This window comes from Mycolicibacterium helvum (assembly GCF_010731895.1).
GTDB lineage: Bacteria > Actinomycetota > Actinomycetes > Mycobacteriales > Mycobacteriaceae > Mycobacterium > Mycobacterium helvum.
In genome coordinates this window covers 2,814,214-2,832,973 of sequence record NZ_AP022596.1, presented here as the reverse complement: position 1 = coordinate 2,832,973, position 18,760 = coordinate 2,814,214, and the positions used below count along the sequence as shown (strand labels likewise).

The 18,760-nt window shown below is 66.9% G+C and carries 22 protein-coding genes; 9 read left to right on the top strand and 13 right to left on the bottom strand.

The genetic code is table 11. The features are described from left to right. Window positions 1-88: 88 nt before the first annotated feature. From G6N38_RS13170 to G6N38_RS13160, 3 genes are read right to left on the bottom strand one after another with little or no spacing between them, the layout of a single operon-like run. Window positions 89-253 carry a hypothetical protein gene (locus G6N38_RS13170; protein ID WP_163747987.1) on the bottom strand — a complete coding sequence of 55 codons (165 nt, stop codon included), beginning with the start codon at window positions 251-253 and terminating at the stop codon, window positions 89-91. 59 nt (window positions 254-312) lie between these two features. Next, window positions 313-1,299: an LLM class F420-dependent oxidoreductase gene (locus G6N38_RS13165; protein WP_163747985.1), complete on the bottom strand. Its 987-nt coding sequence runs from the start codon at window positions 1,297-1,299 to the stop codon at window positions 313-315. Window positions 1,300-1,342: 43 nt separating this feature from the next. Further along, window positions 1,343-1,807 carry a GatB/YqeY domain-containing protein gene (locus G6N38_RS13160; RefSeq protein ID WP_163747983.1) on the bottom strand — a complete coding sequence of 155 codons (465 nt, stop codon included), beginning with the start codon at window positions 1,805-1,807 and terminating at the stop codon, window positions 1,343-1,345. A 99-nt stretch (window positions 1,808-1,906) separates the two neighbouring features. On the opposite strand from G6N38_RS13160, the gene G6N38_RS13155 reads away from it, so the two are divergent. From G6N38_RS13155 to G6N38_RS13135, 5 genes are read left to right on the top strand one after another with little or no spacing between them, the layout of a single operon-like run. After that, window positions 1,907-3,154 (top strand): DUF7847 domain-containing protein, encoded by a 1,248-nt coding sequence (locus G6N38_RS13155; RefSeq protein WP_163747982.1) that lies wholly within the window; start codon window positions 1,907-1,909, stop codon window positions 3,152-3,154. Window positions 3,155-3,166: 12 nt separating this feature from the next. Continuing rightward, window positions 3,167-3,820 (top strand): DUF4129 domain-containing protein, encoded by a 654-nt coding sequence (locus G6N38_RS13150; protein ID WP_163747979.1) that lies wholly within the window; start codon window positions 3,167-3,169, stop codon window positions 3,818-3,820. After that, window positions 3,817-4,941, top strand: coding sequence for a DUF4350 domain-containing protein (locus tag G6N38_RS13145; RefSeq protein WP_163747977.1), 1,125 nt, complete (start codon window positions 3,817-3,819; stop codon window positions 4,939-4,941). Before G6N38_RS13150 ends, G6N38_RS13145 begins: the two co-directional genes overlap by 4 nt. Further along, window positions 4,938-5,921, top strand: coding sequence for an AAA family ATPase (locus G6N38_RS13140; RefSeq protein ID WP_179968518.1), 984 nt, complete (start codon window positions 4,938-4,940; stop codon window positions 5,919-5,921). The genes G6N38_RS13145 and G6N38_RS13140 overlap by 4 nt, the downstream gene beginning before the upstream one ends. Beyond that, a complete protein-coding gene (locus G6N38_RS13135) occupies window positions 5,921-7,243 on the top strand; it encodes a DUF58 domain-containing protein (RefSeq protein WP_163747975.1) in 1,323 nt (440 codons plus the stop codon). The genes G6N38_RS13140 and G6N38_RS13135 overlap by 1 nt, the downstream gene beginning before the upstream one ends. Window positions 7,244-7,246: 3 nt before the next feature. Here G6N38_RS13135 and G6N38_RS13130 read toward each other — a convergent pair whose 3' ends face one another. Next, window positions 7,247-8,239, bottom strand: coding sequence for a stage II sporulation protein M (locus tag G6N38_RS13130; protein ID WP_163747973.1), 993 nt, complete (start codon window positions 8,237-8,239; stop codon window positions 7,247-7,249). Between the two features lie 28 nt (window positions 8,240-8,267). Between G6N38_RS13130 and G6N38_RS13125 the strand changes: the two genes are divergently transcribed. Next, window positions 8,268-9,152 (top strand): RDD family protein, encoded by an 885-nt coding sequence (locus G6N38_RS13125; protein ID WP_163747971.1) that lies wholly within the window; start codon window positions 8,268-8,270, stop codon window positions 9,150-9,152. On the opposite strand, the gene G6N38_RS13120 is transcribed toward G6N38_RS13125, so the two are convergent. The 8 genes from G6N38_RS13120 to G6N38_RS13085 form a co-directional block, all read right to left on the bottom strand. Next, window positions 9,149-9,490, bottom strand: coding sequence for a hypothetical protein (locus tag G6N38_RS13120; RefSeq protein WP_163747969.1), 342 nt, complete (start codon window positions 9,488-9,490; stop codon window positions 9,149-9,151). The two genes, G6N38_RS13125 and G6N38_RS13120, sit on opposite strands and share 4 nt — an antisense overlap. A 44-nt stretch (window positions 9,491-9,534) precedes the next feature. Then, on the bottom strand, window positions 9,535-10,665 hold the full coding sequence (locus tag G6N38_RS13115) for a cation:proton antiporter (protein ID WP_246228010.1): 1,131 nt from the start codon (window positions 10,663-10,665) through the stop codon (window positions 9,535-9,537). A 41-nt stretch (window positions 10,666-10,706) separates the two neighbouring features. Further along, window positions 10,707-11,084, bottom strand: a complete 378-nt coding sequence (locus tag G6N38_RS13110; protein WP_163747967.1) for a hypothetical protein — start codon at window positions 11,082-11,084, stop codon at window positions 10,707-10,709. Between the two features lie 25 nt (window positions 11,085-11,109). Next, complete coding sequence (locus G6N38_RS13105; protein ID WP_163747966.1) at window positions 11,110-11,610, bottom strand: nuclear transport factor 2 family protein; 501 nt, start codon at window positions 11,608-11,610, stop codon at window positions 11,110-11,112. After that, complete coding sequence (locus tag G6N38_RS13100; RefSeq protein ID WP_163747964.1) at window positions 11,603-12,355, bottom strand: SDR family NAD(P)-dependent oxidoreductase; 753 nt, start codon at window positions 12,353-12,355, stop codon at window positions 11,603-11,605. Before G6N38_RS13100 ends, G6N38_RS13105 begins: the two co-directional genes overlap by 8 nt. A 232-nt stretch (window positions 12,356-12,587) precedes the next feature. Next, complete coding sequence (locus G6N38_RS13095; RefSeq protein WP_163747963.1) at window positions 12,588-12,770, bottom strand: YegP family protein; 183 nt, start codon at window positions 12,768-12,770, stop codon at window positions 12,588-12,590. 455 nt (window positions 12,771-13,225) lie between these two features. Beyond that, window positions 13,226-13,477: a hypothetical protein gene (locus tag G6N38_RS13090; protein WP_163747961.1), complete on the bottom strand. Its 252-nt coding sequence runs from the start codon at window positions 13,475-13,477 to the stop codon at window positions 13,226-13,228. A 444-nt stretch (window positions 13,478-13,921) separates the two neighbouring features. Then, window positions 13,922-15,268 carry a carotenoid oxygenase family protein gene (locus G6N38_RS13085; protein WP_163747959.1) on the bottom strand — a complete coding sequence of 449 codons (1,347 nt, stop codon included), beginning with the start codon at window positions 15,266-15,268 and terminating at the stop codon, window positions 13,922-13,924. Window positions 15,269-15,357: 89 nt separating this feature from the next. Between G6N38_RS13085 and G6N38_RS13080 the strand changes: the two genes are divergently transcribed. Next, entirely contained in the window at window positions 15,358-15,882 is a 525-nt protein-coding gene (locus G6N38_RS13080) for a PadR family transcriptional regulator (protein ID WP_163747957.1), read from the top strand. 83 nt (window positions 15,883-15,965) lie between these two features. Further along, window positions 15,966-16,739 carry a PadR family transcriptional regulator gene (locus G6N38_RS13075; RefSeq protein ID WP_163747956.1) on the top strand — a complete coding sequence of 258 codons (774 nt, stop codon included), beginning with the start codon at window positions 15,966-15,968 and terminating at the stop codon, window positions 16,737-16,739. Window positions 16,740-16,796: 57 nt separating this feature from the next. On the opposite strand, the gene glpK is transcribed toward G6N38_RS13075, so the two are convergent. Next, entirely contained in the window at window positions 16,797-18,311 is a 1,515-nt protein-coding gene (glpK, locus tag G6N38_RS13070; protein ID WP_163747954.1) for a glycerol kinase GlpK, read from the bottom strand. Between the two features lie 137 nt (window positions 18,312-18,448). On the opposite strand from glpK, the gene G6N38_RS13065 reads away from it, so the two are divergent. After that, window positions 18,449-18,754 (top strand): WXG100 family type VII secretion target, encoded by a 306-nt coding sequence (locus tag G6N38_RS13065; protein WP_163747952.1) that lies wholly within the window; start codon window positions 18,449-18,451, stop codon window positions 18,752-18,754. Window positions 18,755-18,760 lie beyond the last annotated feature (6 nt).

The following is an 18,760-nucleotide window of genomic DNA, read 5'->3' as shown; positions in this document are numbered from 1 at the left end:
GCCCACGCATTGTTGGTACGTCGGCGTTGGGCACTAGATGCCCGCTGACCGCCTCGTTAAAACCCGAGGAACACTGCAACTTCAGATGTCAGTCGGGGGGTTCCTGGTCGGGTGTATCGGCCACATCAGGGGCAATCTCACGCATGTCGTCGTTGCCCGTGAGCTTGGCCGCGGGTCGGTCGATTCTGCGCTCCTCCTGGTGATCGTCCGTGTAGTCGGCGTGGTCGTCTTCGTCGGACGTCCAATCAGTCATAGGCGGCTTGATTACCCTGCGAAATCGGTTTCAACCTCGCAGTGGTGGGCGTCACGCGCTCAGTTCGCCGCTTCGCGGAGTTTGTCCAGCAGGGGTCCGGCGGCGTTCGCCAGAAACTCGTCCTGTCCCTCGTCGCCGATCTGCACCAAGGCGATGTCGGTGAATCCGGTCTGCCAATAGGGGCTCACCGCTTCGACGATGGCAGCCAGATCGGGCCCGCAGGGGATGTTCTCGGCAACCGCGTCCGGGCTGACAAACTGGGTGGCGCCGGCGAAGCCCGCGGGTGTAGGCAGGTCAGCATTGACGGCCCAGCCACCCCCGAACCAGCGGAACTGTTCATGAGCCCGCGTGACGGCGGCGTCACGGTCGGGATCCCAGCAGATCGGGATCTGCCCGATCACCCGGCCGCCCGCCGGCAGGCCGGTGGCCTGACGGGCAGCGTGCCAGCCGTCGACGAGCTTGGTGTCCGGCTCGACGGCGATCATGTGGTCACCCATGGTGGCGAACGCATCCAGCGATCGCTCGCCGGACACGGCGACACCGATGGTGACCGGCTCGTCGGGGACATCCCAGATACGGGCGGAGTCAACCTGGAAGTACTCGCCTTTGTGGTCGACGAGCTCCCCACTGAGCAGCTGCCGGATGATCACGATCGCCTCGCTGAGCATGTCGTGGCGGCGCTGGATGGTGGGCCAGCCCTGGCCGACCACGTGTTCGTTGAGGTTCTCGCCGGCGCCCAGCCCGAGGATGAATCGGCCGTCTGCCAGGATCTGCAATGTGGCGGCCTGTTGCGCGACGACGGCAGGGTGGTATCGCATCGTCGGGCAGGTCACGTAGGTGTACAAGGCGACCCGTTCGGTGGCCTGGGCGACTGCCCCGAGCAACGTCCAGGCGTTGGGCGCATGCCCCTGGGTTGTCAGCCAGGGCGAGAAATGATCGCTGCACACTTCGAAGTCAAAGCCGACGCGCTCCGCCGAAACGGCATAACGCACAAGGTTTTTGGGACCGCTCTGCTCGGTCATCAGGGTGTATCCGAAGCGTGTCATGCGCCACGGGTACCCCAGGTTTACCCGGTGAAACGGGGCACGTCTACAAGCGTGCCTTGACGGCCGCCGACAGCCGCGACCCGTCGGCCTTGCCCGCGGCGATTTCGGCGGCCGCCTTCATCACCAAGCCCATCTGCTTGGTCGACGGGCGTTCGCCGATCTCCTCGGCCACCTGGGCGATCGCAGTGTCGGCCACGTCGGCCACCTCGGCGTCGGTCAACGGGGTCGGCAAGTACTCGTCGATGATCCGGGCCTCGGCGTGCTCCTCGGCGGCGAGCTCACCGCGACCGTTCTGGGTGTAGATCTCGGCGGACTCGCTGCGCTTCTTGGACTCCCTGGCCAGCACTTTGAGTACCTCGTCGTCAGAGAGATCACGCGCCTGCTTGCCCGAGACTTCCTCGGTCTGGACCGCCGCGAGCAGCAGTCGCAGCGTCGCGGTCCGCAACTTGTCCTGGGCCTTCATCGCTTCGGTGAGATCTGATCTCAGCCGATCCTTGAGCTCCGCCATGGGGGAAACGCTACGCGACCGAGATGGGCGGGACGTTGAGAAATAACCCGTCGCTCGACAGGATGGGCTCATGAGCAACGACGTCGGGGGCGTTGACCGGTGACCACACCACCTGGCCCCCCGCCCGGATGGCCTGATCAACCACCATTCCCGGCGCCGGGGTATCCACCGCCTGGGCCGGCCGTCGGCTACCCGCCACCGGGCTACCCGCCGCCCAGTTACGGGCCACCCGGCTACCCCCCGCCCGGGTACGGGCCACCCGGATACCCGCCGCCGGGCTATCCGCCCCCGAGCTACGGCCCACCGGGCTATCCGCCCCCGGGTTACGGCCCGTCCGGGTATCCACCGCCCGGATACGGGGCCCCGGTACCGATCGCGGCCAAACCGGGTGTCATTCCGCTGCGCCCGCTGTCGCTCAGCGACATCTTCAACGGCGCTGTCGGCTACATCCGGGCCAACCCCAAGCCCACGCTCGGCCTGACGACCGTCGTCGTGGTGATCACTCAGATCCTGGCGCTGGTCCTGCAACTGGGTCCGATCATCTCCATGGGCGGAAAGGTCGCCGGCGAGACTGGCGAGGAGCTGTCCACACCGGTGCTGGTGGGCTCCGTCCTGTCCAGCCTCACGGGCGCGGTAGCCACCTTCCTGGGCGGAATACTGCTGTCCGGCATGCTCACCGTCGTTGTCGGGCGGGCGGTGTTCGGCTCCAAGATCACCGTCGGCGAAGCATGGCAGCGGGTGCGTGGCCGGTTGCTTGCGCTACTCGGTTTCAGCGCGCTGGAGATCCTGGCCGCGCTGTTGTTGGCCGGGGTGGTCGTGGGTGTGATCATCGGAGTCGGGGTGGCCGCCAGCGGCACCGCCGCGGCGATCGTCGGCATTCCGCTGGTGCTCGGGCTGATCGCCGCGCTGACCTACCTGTACACCGTCCTGTCGTTTGCGCCGGTCGCAGTCGTGCTGGAGCGAAAGCCCATCATGGCGTCAATCCGACGGTCGTTCGGCTTGGTGCGCAACCACTTCTGGCGAGTTATCGGCATCCGGCTGCTCGCCGCGTTGGTCGCCGCGGTGATCGCCGGAGCGGTCTCGGTGCCGTTCAGCATCGCCGGGCAGGTGCTGCTACTCGGGGAGACGACCGCGGGACCCATCGTCCTGGCGACCACACTGATCGCCATCGGCGGCGCCATTGGCCAAATCGTCACCGCGCCGTTCACCGCCGGTGTGGTGGTGTTGCTCTACACCGATACCCGCATCCGCGCCGAGGCGTTCGATCTGGTGCTGCAGACCGGGGCCAACGCCGGGCCCGCAGATACCGTAACCGCCGACAACCTGTGGCTCACCCCGTCTCGGTGACGCCGGAACACCATGCCCACCATCGATATTGACCGCGAAACTGCCCACGAGGCGGCCCAACGTGAACTGGCCAAGCCGATCTACCCCAAGTCGTCGTTGATGGACCGGCTCGGCGATTGGATCGAGGAGCTCATCTACCGGCTGATCCTCAAAGGGTCGTCCATCCCCGGTGGCTGGCTGACCATCACGGTGCTGGCCATTGTGGTGCTGGTGGCCTTCATCGTGGCGGTGCGGATCGCCAGAAGCACGATGCGGACCAACCGGGGAGGCGACGCCGGTCTGTTCGGCGTGAGTGAACTCAGTGCGGCCGAGCATCGCGCGACAGCGCAAGCATGTGTGGCCCAGGGCGACTGGGCTGCCGCCATCCGGCACCGGCTTAGAGCGGTGGGCCGCCAGCTTGAGGAAACCGGGATGCTCAACCCGGTGCCGGGCCGCACCGCCAACGAGCTAGCCCGCGACGCCGGTGAGCTGCTGCCGGCATTCTCCGGCGAGCTGCGGCGCGCGGCAACGGTGTTCAACGACGTCACCTATGGCGAGCGCCCCGGCACCGAACCCAACTATCGCATGGTCGCCGACCTCGACGAGGCACTGCGCCGGCACGCCGCCCCGAGCGGGGCCGACGTGACCGCAACCGCTATCACCGACACCTGGGCTCCGCTGCGGTGAGCACCACCATCGGCCAGCGTTGGCAGACCGGACGCTGGATTGCCCTGGCGCTGATCGTGATAACGGCCGTCGCCGCCATCGGGGCCTACTTCACCACCGCACGCCCGGGTGGGCGGATGGATCCGGAGTCCACCAGTTCCGACGGCGCGCACGCACTGGTGACTCTGCTTCGGGACCGGGGCGTCGACGTCATCGTCGCGACCAATGTGGCCGACGTCGAGCGTGCGGCCCGACCGGACACGCTGCTTCTGGCGGCCGAAACCTACTACACGCGGGGTACGGATCTGCTGGGCCGACTGGCCGACGTTCCCGGCGACCGGCTGTTGCTCGAACCGACGTCGCGCGCCCGGCAGGCGTTGGCCCCCGACGTCCGGCTCGGCGGCGCCAGCATGCTGACCATGGAGCCCGATTGCGATCTGCCGGAGGCCAATCGGGCCGGGACGGTGGAACTGGGATCCACCGACACTTACGAGAAGGCCGGTGACGCCGACCTGACCCGGTGTTACGGCGGGGCGCTGGTGCGCTACCACGCCGACGGCCGCACGGTCACCGTCGTCGGCAGCGCGGACTTCATGACCAACGGCGGGTTACTCCAAGAGGGCAATGCCGCGCTGGCGATGAACCTCGCCGGCAACCGGCCGCGACTGATCTGGTACGCGCCGCAGCAGGCCGAAGGCGACAGCGTCGCGGGGGGCACGACGCTCACCGACCTGATGCCCGACACGGTGACCTGGATCGTCTGGCAGCTGTGCCTGGTCGTGCTGCTACTGGCCGTATGGCGGGGCCGCCGGTTGGGTCCGCTGGTCGCCGAGAAGCTGCCCGTGGTGGTGCGCGCCTCGGAGACCGTCGAGGGACGCGCCCGTCTCTACCGGTCCCGCCGGGCGCGCGGCCAAGCGGCCGAAGCGCTGCGCACCGCAACATTGCAGCGGCTCATGCCACGACTGGGGCTGGGCCCCAACGCTTCTCCCACCGCAGTGTTGGACGCGGTCGCTGCCCACTACGGCGCAGATGCCAACACCGTGCACCACCTATTATTCGGCCCGCCACCACCCACCGATTCCGACCTGCTCCACCTCGCCCACGCACTCGACGACATCGAAAGGCAGGTCACGAAGTCGTGACGCACATTGCCCCATCTCCCCCCTCCACCGCCGAGAGCGATGCGGCCCGTGCGGCGCTGCTGGCCCTGCGCAGCGAAATCGGTAAAGCCGTCGTGGGTCAGGACGCCGTGGTAAGCGGGCTGGTGATCGCCCTCTTGTGCAGGGGTCACGTTCTGCTGGAAGGCGTTCCGGGCGTGGCTAAGACGCTGCTGGTGCGAGCGATGTCCGCCGCTCTGCAGCTGGAATTCAAGCGCGTGCAGTTCACGCCCGACCTGATGCCCGGTGATGTCACCGGGTCGCTGGTGTATGACGCCAAGACCGCTGCGTTCGTCTTTCGTGAGGGACCGGTGTTCACCAACCTCATGCTGGCCGACGAGATCAACCGAACTCCACCGAAAACCCAAGCGGCCCTGCTCGAAGCGATGGAGGAACGCCAGGTCAGTGTCGACGGCGAGCCTAGGCTGCTCCCGGATCCGTTCATCGTGGCCGCCACCCAGAACCCGATCGAGTACGAGGGCACCTATCAACTGCCCGAGGCGCAGCTGGACCGTTTCCTGCTGAAGCTGAACGTACCTCTGCCGCCGCGTGATCAGGAGATCGCGATCCTGTCCCGGCATGCCGGCGGGTTTGATCCGCGCGACCTGAGTGCGATCCGCCCAGTGGCCGGCCCGACCGAACTGGCCGCGGGCCGTGCGGCGGTGAAGCAGGTACTGGTCGCCGCGGAGGTGCTTGGCTACATCGTCGATATCGTCGGCGCGACAAGGAATTCGCCGTCCCTGCAGCTCGGGGTGTCGCCACGCGGTGCCACGGCACTGCTGGGGACGGCACGGTCGTGGGCGTGGCTGTCGGGCCGCGGCTACGTCACCCCGGACGACGTCAAGGCCATGGCCCGGCCGACGCTGCGCCACCGGATCGGGTTACGCCCGGAAGCCGAACTCGAAGGAGCGACACCCGACGGCGTGCTCGACGGCATCCTGGCCACGGTGCCGGTGCCACGCTAGTGGTCCTCACCGGACGCACCGGCCTCATCGCCCTGTTGGGCGTGCTTCCGATTGCGCTGTCACCCTGGCCTGCAACGACTTTCGTTGTTCTGCTGCTGGTGTTGCTGCTGGTGGTGGTCATCGACGTGGCATTGGCGGGCAGCCCACGTGCGCTGGGTTTGACTCGGGCCGGTGACACGTCGGCACGTCTGGGTCAACCCGTGGACGCCGTCCTGCGTGTCCACAATGCCGGCGCCCGCCGGTTCCGCGGCGCCCTTCGCGATGCCTGGCCACCAAGCGCCTGTGCCGAACCCCGCGCACATACCCTCGGTGTTCGCGCCGATGAAACCGTCACCGTCACAACGCTGCTGCGGCCGGTTCGCCGTGGCGACCTGCGTTCTGAGGGCGTGACCGTCCGCTCGATCGGGCCACTCGGCCTGGCGGGCCGGCAGGGGTCGCACCCCGTCGCCGGACAGGTACGCATCCTGCCGCCGTTCTTGTCGCGTAAACATCTGCCGTCCCGGCTAGCCCGGTTGCGTGAGATCGACGGGCTGCTGCCCGTACTGATCCGAGGCCAGGGCACCGAATTCGATTCGCTGCGTGAATACGTCGTGGGCGATGACGTCCGCTCGATCGACTGGCGGGCCACTGCGCGTCGCGCCGATGTGGTGGTCCGTACCTGGCGACCCGAACGCGACCGGCGGGTGGTGATCGTGCTCGACACCGGCCGCACCTCGGCGGGCCGGGTGGGCGTGGATCCCACCGCCCGCGACCCGGGTGGCTGGCCGCGGCTGGACTGGTCGATGGACGCCGCACTGCTGCTGGCCGCACTGGCCGCGCGCGCCGGCGACCACGTCGACTTCCTCGCGCACGACCGGCTCACCCGCGCAGCGGTGTTCGGCGCCTCCCGCACCGAGCTGCTGGCCCAGTTGGTCGAGGCGATGGCGCCGTTGGAGCCGGCGCTGATCGAATCGGATGCGACCGCGATGGTGGCCGCCGTACAGCGACGGGTGCGCCGCACCGCACTGGTGGTGCTGCTGACCGACCTCAACTCTTCGGCTCTCGACGAGGGCCTACTGCCGGTGTTGCCGCAACTGTCGGCTAAACACAAGGTGATCGTGGCGGCAGTATCCGATCCGCGCGTCGACGAACTCGCGGTCGGCCGCGCGGACGCCGCCCAGGTCTACGACGCGGCGGCAGCCGAGCGCGCACGCAATGATCGCCGGACCATCGCCAGCCGGCTACGGCACAAGGGTGTCGAGGTCGTCGACGCTCCGCCGGAAGAGCTGGCGCCGGCCCTGGCCGACCGCTACCTGGCGATGAAGGCCACCGGCCGCCTCTAGGGCCTATCCGGTGGGCACGACGTCGGGGGCATCCTCGACGTCTCCGGTCTCCCCCGCGCGGATGGCTTTACGGCCGAAATAGACGACATAGGAGAGGAACGCGACCTCGGCGGCCACCCCGATACCGATCCGAACGAGGGTCGGCAGCGGCGACGGCGTCACCAACGCTTCAAGCAACCCCGACACGAGCAACACGCCGGCCAGCCCCACCGCGGCTGCCACCACTGCCCGGCCCTGCTCGGCAAGCACCTGGCCGCGAGGCCGATCACCTGGTGAGATCACTGTCCAGCCCAGCCGCATGCCGACCGCCCCGGCCAGGAACACCGCCGTCAGCTCCAGCAACCCGTGCGGAATCAGCAGCCCGAACAGCACGTCGCCCTTGCCTGCGTCGACCATCAGCCCGCCGATGACGCCGAGGTTGGCGGCGTTCTGAAACAGCACCCACGGGATCGGGATGCCCAGGAGAATCGCATACGCGATGCACTGGGCGGCCACCCACGAGTTGTTCACCCATACCCGCAACGCGAACGAGCCGGCCGGGTTCTCGCTGTAGTACGAGGCGAAGTCGTGATTGACCAGATGCTCGATTTCCTCGGGCGTGCTCAGCGCCGACTGCACCTCGTGGCTGCCGCCGACCCAGATGCCGATGATCACCACCACCGCGAAGAAGAGGACAGCCGTGGCCAACCACCACCGCCACGCCCGGTAGGCCACCACCGGGAACGAGACCGTCCAGAATCGGGCGAACTCATGCCACATCGGGGCGTGCGCGCCGGTCACAGCGGCCCGAGCGCGGGCCACCAGGCTGGACAGCCGCCCGACCAGAACGGAGTCCGACGAGGCCGAGCGGACCATCGACAGATGGGTGGAGACCCGCTGGTAGAGCTCGACGAGTTCGTCCACCTCGGCACCGGACAGCCGGCGGCGCCGCTTCACCAGCTCCTCGAGCCGCTTCCAGGTGTCCTGGTGAGCCAGCACGAAAGCGTCGACGTCCATCCGGCCGATGCTAGTAGCGTTGGTCGGCATGGTGTCCGAGACCGTGGTGACGGGGGACGCGGTCGTCCTCGATGTACAGATCGCGCAGCTGCCGGTGCGGGCCGTGAGTGCGCTGATCGATATCGCCGTCATGATCATCGGCTACATCATCGGCGTGATTCTGTGGGCAACCACGATCACCCAGTTCGACGAGGCGCTGTCCGCCGCGGTCCTGATCATCTTCACTGTGCTGGTGATCGTCGGCTACCCCGTAGCGTTCGAAACCGCCACCCGCGGAAGAACGCTCGGCAAAATGGCCATGGGCCTTCGCGTGGTGTCCGACGACGGCGGCCCGGAACGGTTCCGGCAGGCCCTGTTTCGCGCCCTTGCCGGGTTCGTGGAGATCTGGATGCTGACGGGCGGCCCCGCCGTGATCTGCAGCCTTATCTCGCCGCGCGGCAAGCGCATCGGCGATGTGTTCGCCGGCACCGTGGTGATCAGCGAGCGAGGCCCGAAGTTGCCGCCTCCGCCGGTGATGCCGCCCGCACTTACCTGGTGGGCGTCGTCGCTGGAGTTGTCCGCGCTGACGCCGGAACAGGCTGAGCTGGCACGCCAATTCCTCGCTCGAGCACCGCAATTGGCGCCCGATGTGCGTAACGAGATGGCGTACCGGATCGCTGGCGATATCGCCAGCCGGATTTCACCACCACCGCCGCCAGGCGTCCCACCGCAGTACGTACTCGCGGCCGTACTCGCCGAGCGGCACCGCCGCGAACTGGCCCGGCTGCGCCCGTCCGGGCCGGCCGCGCCGCCGAACTTTTCGGTGCCCCCGCCGTCGTATCCGGCGGTCTCGCCGTCGTCCTACCCGGCGGTCCCGCCGCCCGTCGCGCCTGCGCCCACGCCGCCTACGGACGGGTTCGTGCCACCGAGCTAGGAGAACGTTGCCGTCAGGATCGCGACGTCCAGGATCAGCAGCAGCCACGCCACCAGCGGCACCAGAAACCCGCGTCGGCGCCCCGCGGTGAAGAACGTCACCACGATGGCGGCCACTGCCACCACCGGCGCGCCGTAGGTGAGCAGGCCGTAGATGAATCCGCTTGGCTTCGGGCAGTTGGGGGCGCTGCACGCCGAAGTACTCATCACCGCGCCCATGGCGAACAGCTGCACAGCCACCGCGCCCAGGATCGTGGACAACGCCAGCAGCCAGTTGACCCACAGCCGCGCCCGGGGTGCCTCGTCGGGGTGAGTCTCGGCGGTGTTCGATGCGGTCATAGACGTCGGCTACCCGCAGCGGGCACCCGGCACACGTGTTGGAGTTACGCCGGCGGCGGAGCCGGCGGTGTCGGCTGAACCGGTGGCACCGGCTGGCGGCGCGCCGCAATCACGCTGGCCACCGAAGTGACCCCGATCGTCAGCAGCGCACCGAGCATCAGCGCCGATGGTTCGCCCGGCGAGAGCAGGTGGTTCTGGGTGCCCAGAGTGGCCGCAGCCACCGGAACCCCGAGTTGGGCCGCTGCCAGCGCGGCCAGCGCCAGGGGTTGGCCGGTCAGCCGGCCCACGGAGTGCGCCAGCACCGCCCCGACCCCAAGGCAGACGCCCAGCAAGATGTAGGCGGGACGGTCGCCGAGCTCGCGCACTTGTAGGGAGGCCCCGAGCCAGACAAAGAACAGCGGAGCGAACAGCCCTTCGGTGATGCCGAACAGCTGGCGCGCTAATCGGCGCGGCTCCCCCGCCGCCCTGACCGCAAGACCGAGCGCGAAACCGGCCAGCATGATCGACACGTGCGTAGCGACCGCGAGCGTGGCGAGCGTGAACAGTGAGATAAGACTGGTCCGTAGCTCCAGTGCGAAGCCGTGCCGCTGGGAATAGCGGTGCATTCGCTTGCGTAGCCCACGCCGATCAGACCACCACAACGCGGCGAACAGAACCGCAGCGCACAACGCGATCACAACCGCCCCGGTGGCAGCGGTCAGGGCACGATCCGGGTCGATAACCAAGGGCAGCAACACGATCGACGTCGCATCAGCGATCGCTATCTGCGCGGTGACGCCCTGCACTGAAGGACCATCGATGCCGAGCGCCTGGATGACCGGCAACGCCAGTGCCGCCGACGACGATGCCATCAGTACCGCGTACACCGCGGCATGCCCGGTGTGGAACGCTCCTGCCAGTCCGACTGCGATCACCGTTGCCACCGCACCGACGAGGACGGCCCGCAGTACCGCCCCCGGAATCGAGGACCGAAGGGTGACGTCCCGGATGGGGACGTGGGTACCCACTACGAACATCACCAACGCGAACCCGATGTCGGCCAGCAGACTGAAGGTCGGATCAGCGGGGTCGACGAGGCCGAATCCGGTTCTGCCGATGAGCAATCCCACCGCGAGCTCACCGATGACTACCGGGATGCGCAGCCGCGGCACCGACGCGAGCAACGGCCCGGCCATGCCGACGACCGCCACGAGTGCCAGCGTGGAGAAGCCGAAACTCACGTCTTGGACACCCACGACGCGAGCCGGCACGGTATCGGGGTGTTCTCGTCGGTGAGGTAACTCGCGCACACGCGGTGATATCCGTCGGCGATTTGCAGGGCATCGGCCGGCGTGCCGCGCACCAGCAGAATCGGCGACAGCTTCTTACCGTGGTTGATCTTGTCCAGGTCCGAGCGGACGTGTGGGTTGTCGGGGGGCAACAGCGTCAGACGGGCCGCGCGCAGGATGTCTTTCGCCTCGCGGTACACCGGCTTCGCCGATTTCAGCGCCGTGATTGTCGCTGCCACGGTGGCGTCTTCGGCGAGCATGCTCAGGTAGTTCGCCGCAGCGTCATAGTCGTGTCCTTCAGGCTCATCGAACCATTTCACCGCCATGGTGTGGTGAGGGTACTCGCACAACCTACAGGTCAAAGCGTTTCAGGAGGACGGACAGCGGATCGTCAGCGCCGCGCCGGCCGCGGGGGCCGGGACGTTCGGCTGGGACGAACACATCAGGACGGGTCCATTCGCGCACGGCCCAGCGTTCGGCGATCGCCCATCGGCCGCCTCGGCGTTCCATCAGGTCGACGTAGCGTGCACCGGTGGTGAAGTTGGCTCGCTGATCCTGGTCGGGGCGGCCCCAATGCGTTGCCATCAAGTATGTCTCGCTGACGGCGACATCATCGCCGGCGAAGTCGACATGATGGTTTCCGATGAAATGCATTGTCCCCGCGATGAACTCAAGATTCTTACGGAGCCACGGCACGAACTCCTCAACCGTCCCGTCGAAACCGGTGTGGTGGTCGATCCCGTCAGGGTGGTAGGCCTGTCGCACCAGGTCGAGGTCGAGGCGGTCGACGCCACGGCAATACAGTGCGACCACATCGCGAATCGCATGGATATCGGCCCGCCGATCAGACACCGTAACCTCCGTCTACATCGAGCTTTTGGCCGGTCACGAACCCCGCCCGCGGCGAGGCGAGAAAGCACACCGCTTCGGCGACGTCGGTGGCAGAGCCGAAGCGGCCCAAGGGGGTGTTACGGCGCGCGGCATCGAGCGCCTTCTGGTCGAGGTCGCCGTCGGCGATCAGCCGCTGCGCGTTACCCTCGACGAGCATGCCGGGGCCGACACAGTTGGCGCGCACCCCGAATCTGCCCTCCTCGGCGGCGATACCGCGGATCAGAGCCTCGATCGCGGCTTTGGGGGCGACCGATAGTCCGTCCCGCACGGCGAAGCGCCGCGTCGCCGCGGTTGTCACCGCCACCAGATTGCCCTTTGAGCTCCGCAGGTGCGGGAGAGATGCCGCGACGACGTTGAAGAAGCCGCCGGCATCGGTGCCGAGCTGCTGATCGAAGCGATCCGGCTCGACGGTGCTGAGGTGACGCATGGGCACGTGGGATCCGGCAGCGTGGACCACGGTGTGCACCCCGCCGGCCTGCTCCGCGAACGAATCGATCACCCGCCGAACCGCCGCGGCGTCGGTGATGTCCAGCCGCTGCGCGCTGACGTCACCGGTAGCGATTTCGGCTGCCTTGCTTTCATTGCCGTAGTAGGTGAAGGCCACCCGCGACCCCCGCGCGGCCAGCATCGCGACGATCGCCGTCCCGATCCCGCCGCTGCCGCCGACGACGATCGCGGTGCCGGGCAGCGCACTGAAGTCACCCATGGGGTCACATCGTTCCAACATGGGGCTCGGCGTGCGCGACGCGGTACCGCTAGGCAGGAATCAGACTCTGCTGCGAATGCAATCGCACCCCACCCACATTTATCCCGCCGGGCCAGCCACGCACGCGACATCCACGCCGAGACGAATGCCGCGGTCCAAGGCGGTCGGCCTGATCGTTGGTGCGGGCGTCGCGCCAGCGAGGTTAGGTCGCCCTGACTTAACCCCTACCGAATCACTCGCTCAAGTCAACGACAGCAGCGTCGGGCGCGTTCTTCTTGACCGACTCGATGCCGTTGTTCGCGCTGGCCTTCGTCTCGTAAGCCTCTGATACCGCGATGATCTCACCGTTGCCGGCCTTTAGCCGGAACCGGAACTTGCCCGCCTTGTCCTTCGTGATCTCAAACTTCCCGGCCATGCTCGCCTCCATCGATCTTCATTGATACCAAGGGCGATCAACGTAGCGACCGAGGCTTGCGGCCACCAGAGGGACAGTTTCCACGGTGGGGCGCGGCAGACGATGGCAGCGCAATGCAGCGCGAAAAGACGCCGCCCCCAAGGTGGGCCGTGGTCCGCGGACGGGATTGCCAAGTTCTCCAGCCTGTGAAGATCCTGCACGTTTCCACTAGAGGTACTTTGAGTCGAGTGGACCAGGCGTAGCTTTGACGGCGACAACATTGAGGATCGGCGCCGGGGGGTCGCTGTGGTTGCTGGCGTTCAGTCGATTTCGCGGAGCAAGACCAAGCATTGGTTGGCCACCGGTGCGCTGACTATCGGCTTGGGTACTGCGGCACTGAGTTTTGGGGCGGGGGTGGCGAACGCCGACACCGCTGGCGCAGGAAACAACAACTCCCATCACACAGTCTCGTTGGCTCACTCCCCTGGCAGCGCATCCAAACCGATCGCGGCTGCCCGCCCACGGCACAACGCGTCAACGGCTCTGATCACGGCGAGCACGCTTATCGGGGTGGCTACCCCCGCCCGTGAAGTCAGCTCCGTTCCAGCGCCCCGCACCGTCCATGAATTGTCAGCCGGCCCGCCCCACCCGGCGAACCAGCCATCGGCCCACGAACAGGCGGCATCCACCGCAACCGCGACTGCCTTGAACCCACTCACCGCGGCCATCACTGCATTGTCCGATGCCATTCATTCGGCCGTCGTGCACATCAGTGCAGTCGTGACCGGAGCCGTTATAGACGTGTACATCATTGGCGTCGTTATCATCTTCCAGATACTGGGGATTCAATTTAACTAGCGAATTCCCCGCGCACGCCCGCGGCCACATCGCCCGCTCAACAACATTGGATCCCTTTGCGCTGCCGTCAGCACACAGGTGACGGTCGGTGCCGACAGTCAAGTGCCGTGAAGGATCTGGACAGTACCTTCGCTTGCTGACAACTCGGCGCGCTGGGCAACCGGGAAAGAGGTCGCTGACTATTAGCGGGTCTGTGAGGATTCCGTCCGCGGCGTCGCTACGGCGACCTCCCGGCCCGCGTCATCGGTAAGGGCGCGCCCGACCGTTCTTCCACTGCGGACGCACTGCGGCCGGAAGGCCCGAAACCATCTCCGCTAAGCAGGAATCCAGTTGCCGTGGAAGCCGTAGGGAACGCGGCGCGGCAGCTGGATCCGGGCGATCGGCTTACCGGCGAAATCGGAGGCGTCCAGGATCACCAGATCACTGCCGTCGCGCACGGCGTCGTACACGTAGCCGAGATACCAGCCGTTGCTCTCATCGGCAGGTCCCGACGCCGACGGAACGAAGACTGCCTCCCCCGGACCACCCGGCACCAACCCGGTGGCGAAGCGATGTTCGACGGCACTACCGGTGGTCAGGTCGTGGCGCACCAGGCTGGCGTCGCCGACCGAAACCGAGTAGCGGGCCGGCAGACCCGCCAGCCGGTCGTCGATCCGCGGGAACTCCACCGCCCGGTCGTCGAGCTGGCGCTCGCTGACGGTGCCGTTCTGCAGATCGATGGTCCAGCTCCACAGCACCGCGTTCGCGTCGAAGCCGCCGTTGTCACGCCACAGCTCAGCGTACCGAACTGCTTGCAGGACAATCGATTTACCGTCGGCACCCTCGTGGGCATTGGCGACGTGGAAGACATAGCACGGATCGATCTCGAACCAGCGGATCTCGCCGAACGGATCGTCGCGGCGCAGCACCCCCAGCCGGGCGCCGTAGTTGTCGTCCCATCGGTAGGGCATATCACCCTCGCCCGCCAGGGCGATGTCGAGGTTGAACACGATCGGCAGGTCCATGAAGATGACGTGCTTCGCGGTCAGGGCGAAGTCGTGCATCATCGTCAGCGCCTTGACGTCGACCGGACGGTTGATCGTCAGCTCGCCGCTGGCGTCGGCACGGTGATAGGTGACGTGCGGGGCGAAGATGCTGCCGTAGCCGAAGAAATGGAGCTCGCCGGTGGTCGGACAGATCTTGGGATGGGCGGTCATCGAGTCGACCAGCTTGCCGCCGAAGTCGTAGCAGCCGACCGTCTCCAGGTCGTTGGTGACCTCGTACGGCAGTGACGATTCGACCAGCGCCAGTGTCTTGCCGGCGTGGTTGACGACGTGGGTGTTTGCGACCGCGGCCCGCAAGTCGCGGGTCCCGTCCTCGCGGTAGAGGGGAAACGGATCGATGAAGCTGTCGGTGCGCACCCAGCGGTTGCGGTACCACTTGGCCGCGCCGCCCTCGATGCGAACACCGTGGATCATCCCGTCGCCGGTGAACCAGTGGCCGGTTGCCTCACGCGGGTTCGGCCCGTTGCGCAGATACCAACCGTCGAGCTCGGGTGGAATCGCTCCGTCGACGGGCAGGTCGTATTCGGTGAGTTCGTCCGGCACCGGCGCGTAGTTGCCACGCTCAAAGAACTGGCCCTCGGTAGGCAAGTTGGCTGAACCGGTGGTGATGTCCGTCATGCCGACAACTTTGACAGTCCATTGCTGACATGTCAATGATGAACTATCAGATACTCCACAACTGACATGTCGAGCTCTACGATGGGTCGGTGAGTCTTCGGTACGCGGCACTCGGCCTACTGGCCCAGCGGCCCGGCAGCGGGTACGACCTGCTCAAACGGTTCGAAATCTCGATGGCCAACGTCTGGCCCGCGACCCAGAGCCAGCTCTACGGCGAGCTCAACAAGCTGGCCGACGGCGGGCTGATCGAGGTCAGCGACATCGGCCCGCGCGGCCGAAAGGAGTACCGGGTCACCGACGCCGGCCGTGCGGACCTGCTGCGCTGGATGACCAATCCACAGGACGACCCGCCCTACCGCAGCGCCGAGCTGCTCCGGGTGTTCCTCCTTGGCGAGATGACAACGGAGCAGGCCAGGGCCTACGTGGTGTCAGTGGCCGAGCGCGCCGAAAGCGAACACGCCCGCTACGAGCAGCTGCGCGACACCCTCGACTGGGACGCCAACCCCGCCGGCTTCTACGGGCGCGCAGCCCTGGAGTTCGGGCTGCGCGCCGAAGCGATGGAGGCCGACTGGGCGCGCTGGTTGGTCAAGGAAATCGACAAAAAGTCAAACTGACCGTTGCATCGCGATAGTTTCCGATATATCGTCAACGTATCGGAAGCGCATTCGGCGTTCCCTGACCAGAAACGAGAACCTCTATGAACACCCCATTTCCCCAGTTCGGTGGCCCTGACATGGGCCGCCCCGGCTTCGGCCCGGGTTTCGGCCCCGGCTTCGGTCCCGGCTTCGGCTTTGCCCCCGCGGGTCGCGGACACCGCCGCGGCCGTCGCGAGCACCGCGACCAGTTGCGTGAGGAACTGCGCGAGCAGTTCCACGAGCACGGCGACCACCACGACGGTCCCCCCTTCGGCCCGCGCGGCGGGTTCGGTCCGGGCTTTGGCCCAAGTTTCGGCCCCGGCTTCGGCCCGGGTTTCGGCCCCGGCTTCGGCCCCGGCGGTGGACGCGGCGGTCGCCGCGGACATAGCCGTGGACGCGGTAAGCGCGGCGACGTGCGGGCCGCAATCCTCAAGTTGCTGGCCGAACGGCCGATGCACGGCTACGAGATGATCCAGGAGATCGCCGAACGGAGCCAGGACCTGTGGAAGCCGAGCCCCGGCTCGGTGTACCCCACCCTGCAGCTGCTGGTCGACGAAGGTCTGCTGGTGGCAACCGAATCCGAAGGCAGCAAGAAACTTTTCGAGCTGACCGACGAAGGACATGCCGCCGTCGAGAAGATCGAGACCGCACCGTGGGACGAGATCACTGAAGGCGCCGACCCCGGCCAGATCAACATCCGTGCCGCTGTGGGCCAGTTGTTCGGCGCCGTACGGCAAGCCGCTTTCGCGGCCAACGCCGAACAGCAGCAGCGCATCGTCGACATCGTCAACAATGCGCGTCGCGAGATCTACCAGATCCTCGGCGAATCGGAGTAACCACGCTGGCTTGGGCGCGGTTTCGGGCGTACAGCGCACGTAACCGCGCCCAAGTCGTCAGACCTCGACCCAGTCCAGCGTGCGCTGGACGGCCTTGCGCCAGCCGGCGTAGCCAGCCTCGCGCTGCTCGGAACTCCAGGCCGGTGACCACCGGCGATCCTCCTGCCAATTGGCCCGAAGGTCATCGGGATCCGCCCAGAATCCGACCGCGAGCCCAGCTGCGTAGGCCGCTCCCAGTGCCGTCGTCTCGGCGACGACCGGACGCACCACGTCGACCCCGAGCACGTCGGCCTGGATCTGCATGCACAATTCGTTCTGGGTGACACCGCCGTCGACCTTCAGAACCTCAAGGTGCACACCGGAATCCGCTTCCATCGCATCGACGACGTCGCGGCTCTGGTAGCAGATCGCCTCCAGCGTTGCCCGGGCCACATGCGCATTGGAGTTGTAGCGGGACAGGCCGACGATCGCCCCGCGCGCATCCGAGCGCCAATAGGGCGCGAACAAGCCCGAGAACGCAGGCACGAAGTAGACGCCGCCGTTGTCGTCGACCTGCGCGGCGAGCGCCTCACTCTGCGAGGCACCGCTGATAATGCCCAGCTGATCGCGCAGCCACTGCACCGCCGAGCCCGTCACTGCTATCGAACCTTCAAGGGCGTAAACCGGTTTGGCGTCCCCGAACTGGTAGCACACGGTGGTCAGCAACCCGTTCTCGCTTCGCACGATCTTCTCGCCAGTGTTGAGCAGCAGGAAGTTCCCAGTGCCGTAGGTGTTCTTTGCCTCCCCCGGCGCCAGACACACCTGCCCCACCATCGCCGCCTGCTGGTCGCCGAGGCTGGCCGTCAGCGGCACCTCCCCGCCAGCAGGACCACCGGGGTGGGTGATCCCGTAGGGCTCCGGGGACGACGACGGCCGGATCTCGGGCAGCATCGCACGCGGAATCCCGAAGAGCCCCAACAATTCGTCGTCCCAGTCCAGGGTCTCCAGGTTCATCAGCATGGTGCGGCTGGCGTTGGTCACGTCGGTGACGTGCACGCCACCTTTTGTTCCGCCGGTGAGGTTCCACAGCACCCAGGTGTCGGGGGTGCCGAACAGGGCGTCACCGCGTTCGGCGTCGGCGCGCACGCCGTCGACATTTTCCAGGATCCACTGCAGCTTGCCGCCGGAGAAGTAGGTGGCCGGGGGCAGCCCGGCCTTGCGCCGGATGATGTCGCCGCGGCCGTCGCGATCCAGCGCGGCCGCGATCTTGTCGGTGCGGGTGTCTTGCCAGACGATCGCGTTGTAGTACGGCCGGCCCGTCTTGCGGTTCCACACCAGCGTGGTCTCCCGCTGATTGGTGATGCCCAACGCCGCAAGGTCACCAGCGGCCAGCTTCGTGGTGTTCAGCGCCGACTGCACCACCGTCTGGGTGCGCTCCCAGATCTCCACTGGGTTGTGCTCGACCCATCCGGACTGCGGCAGGATCTGCTCGTGCTCGAGCTGGTGGCGGCCGACCTCGGTGCCCTTGTGATCGAAGATCATGCAGCGGGTGCTGGTGGTGCCCTGGTCAATCGAGGCGACGAAGTCAGCCAACGGTGCTCCTCAAAGGTCGACGGTAGCCGATGTGGCCAGCATGCCAGCTTCGCGAACTCATGCAGCAAACACGCCAGGTGAAGTGACTCGGAGCGACAATTCGACATAATTGGTCCAGGTGACGAAGGGGGACGACGATGCCGGACAAGTTGTCTGTCAATGTCAAAGGAGTACATGCGTCCGCGACCCAGGTGCAGGGCCACGGCGATGACTTCGCTGCCGGCCACAGTGCCGCCGCAACGCGCATCTCGGCAGCTCACGGCGGCTGGGCCGGCCAATCGGCGCAATCGTTGGGTGCCTGGGCCGCGACGCTGAACAAGCGCGCGGAAGCGCTGGTAACCAACGTGGATGACCACGGCCAGCACTTGCACACGACGGCCCGCACCTTCGCCGTCACCGAAGAGCAACGCGCCGACAAACTGGCTGACGTCTACCGGGGATAAACCACG

Bases quoted from the DNA above. Each gene is read 5' to 3' on its own strand.
- G6N38_RS13170 (WP_163747987.1), bottom strand. From the start codon at position 253: ATGACTGATTGGACGTCCGACGAAGACGACCACGCCGACTACACGGAC.
- G6N38_RS13165 (WP_163747985.1), bottom strand. From the start codon at position 1,299: ATGACACGCTTCGGATACACCCTGATGACCGAGCAGAGCGGTCCCAAA.
- G6N38_RS13160 (WP_163747983.1), bottom strand. From the start codon at position 1,807: ATGGCGGAGCTCAAGGATCGGCTGAGATCAGATCTCACCGAAGCGATG.
- G6N38_RS13150 (WP_163747979.1), top strand. From the start codon at position 3,167: ATGCCCACCATCGATATTGACCGCGAAACTGCCCACGAGGCGGCCCAA.
- G6N38_RS13130 (WP_163747973.1), bottom strand. From the start codon at position 8,239: ATGGACGTCGACGCTTTCGTGCTGGCTCACCAGGACACCTGGAAGCGG.
- G6N38_RS13125 (WP_163747971.1), top strand. From the start codon at position 8,268: ATGGTGTCCGAGACCGTGGTGACGGGGGACGCGGTCGTCCTCGATGTA.
- G6N38_RS13120 (WP_163747969.1), bottom strand. From the start codon at position 9,490: ATGACCGCATCGAACACCGCCGAGACTCACCCCGACGAGGCACCCCGG.
- G6N38_RS13115 (WP_246228010.1), bottom strand. From the start codon at position 10,665: ATGGCCGGGCCGTTGCTCGCGTCGGTGCCGCGGCTGCGCATCCCGGTA.
- G6N38_RS13110 (WP_163747967.1), bottom strand. From the start codon at position 11,084: ATGGCGGTGAAATGGTTCGATGAGCCTGAAGGACACGACTATGACGCT.
- G6N38_RS13100 (WP_163747964.1), bottom strand. From the start codon at position 12,355: ATGGGTGACTTCAGTGCGCTGCCCGGCACCGCGATCGTCGTCGGCGGC.
- G6N38_RS13095 (WP_163747963.1), bottom strand. From the start codon at position 12,770: ATGGCCGGGAAGTTTGAGATCACGAAGGACAAGGCGGGCAAGTTCCGG.
- G6N38_RS13090 (WP_163747961.1), bottom strand. From the start codon at position 13,477: ATGGCCGCGGTGAGTGGGTTCAAGGCAGTCGCGGTTGCGGTGGATGCC.
- G6N38_RS13085 (WP_163747959.1), bottom strand. From the start codon at position 15,268: ATGACGGACATCACCACCGGTTCAGCCAACTTGCCTACCGAGGGCCAG.
- G6N38_RS13075 (WP_163747956.1), top strand. From the start codon at position 15,966: ATGAACACCCCATTTCCCCAGTTCGGTGGCCCTGACATGGGCCGCCCC.
- G6N38_RS13065 (WP_163747952.1), top strand. From the start codon at position 18,449: ATGCCGGACAAGTTGTCTGTCAATGTCAAAGGAGTACATGCGTCCGCG.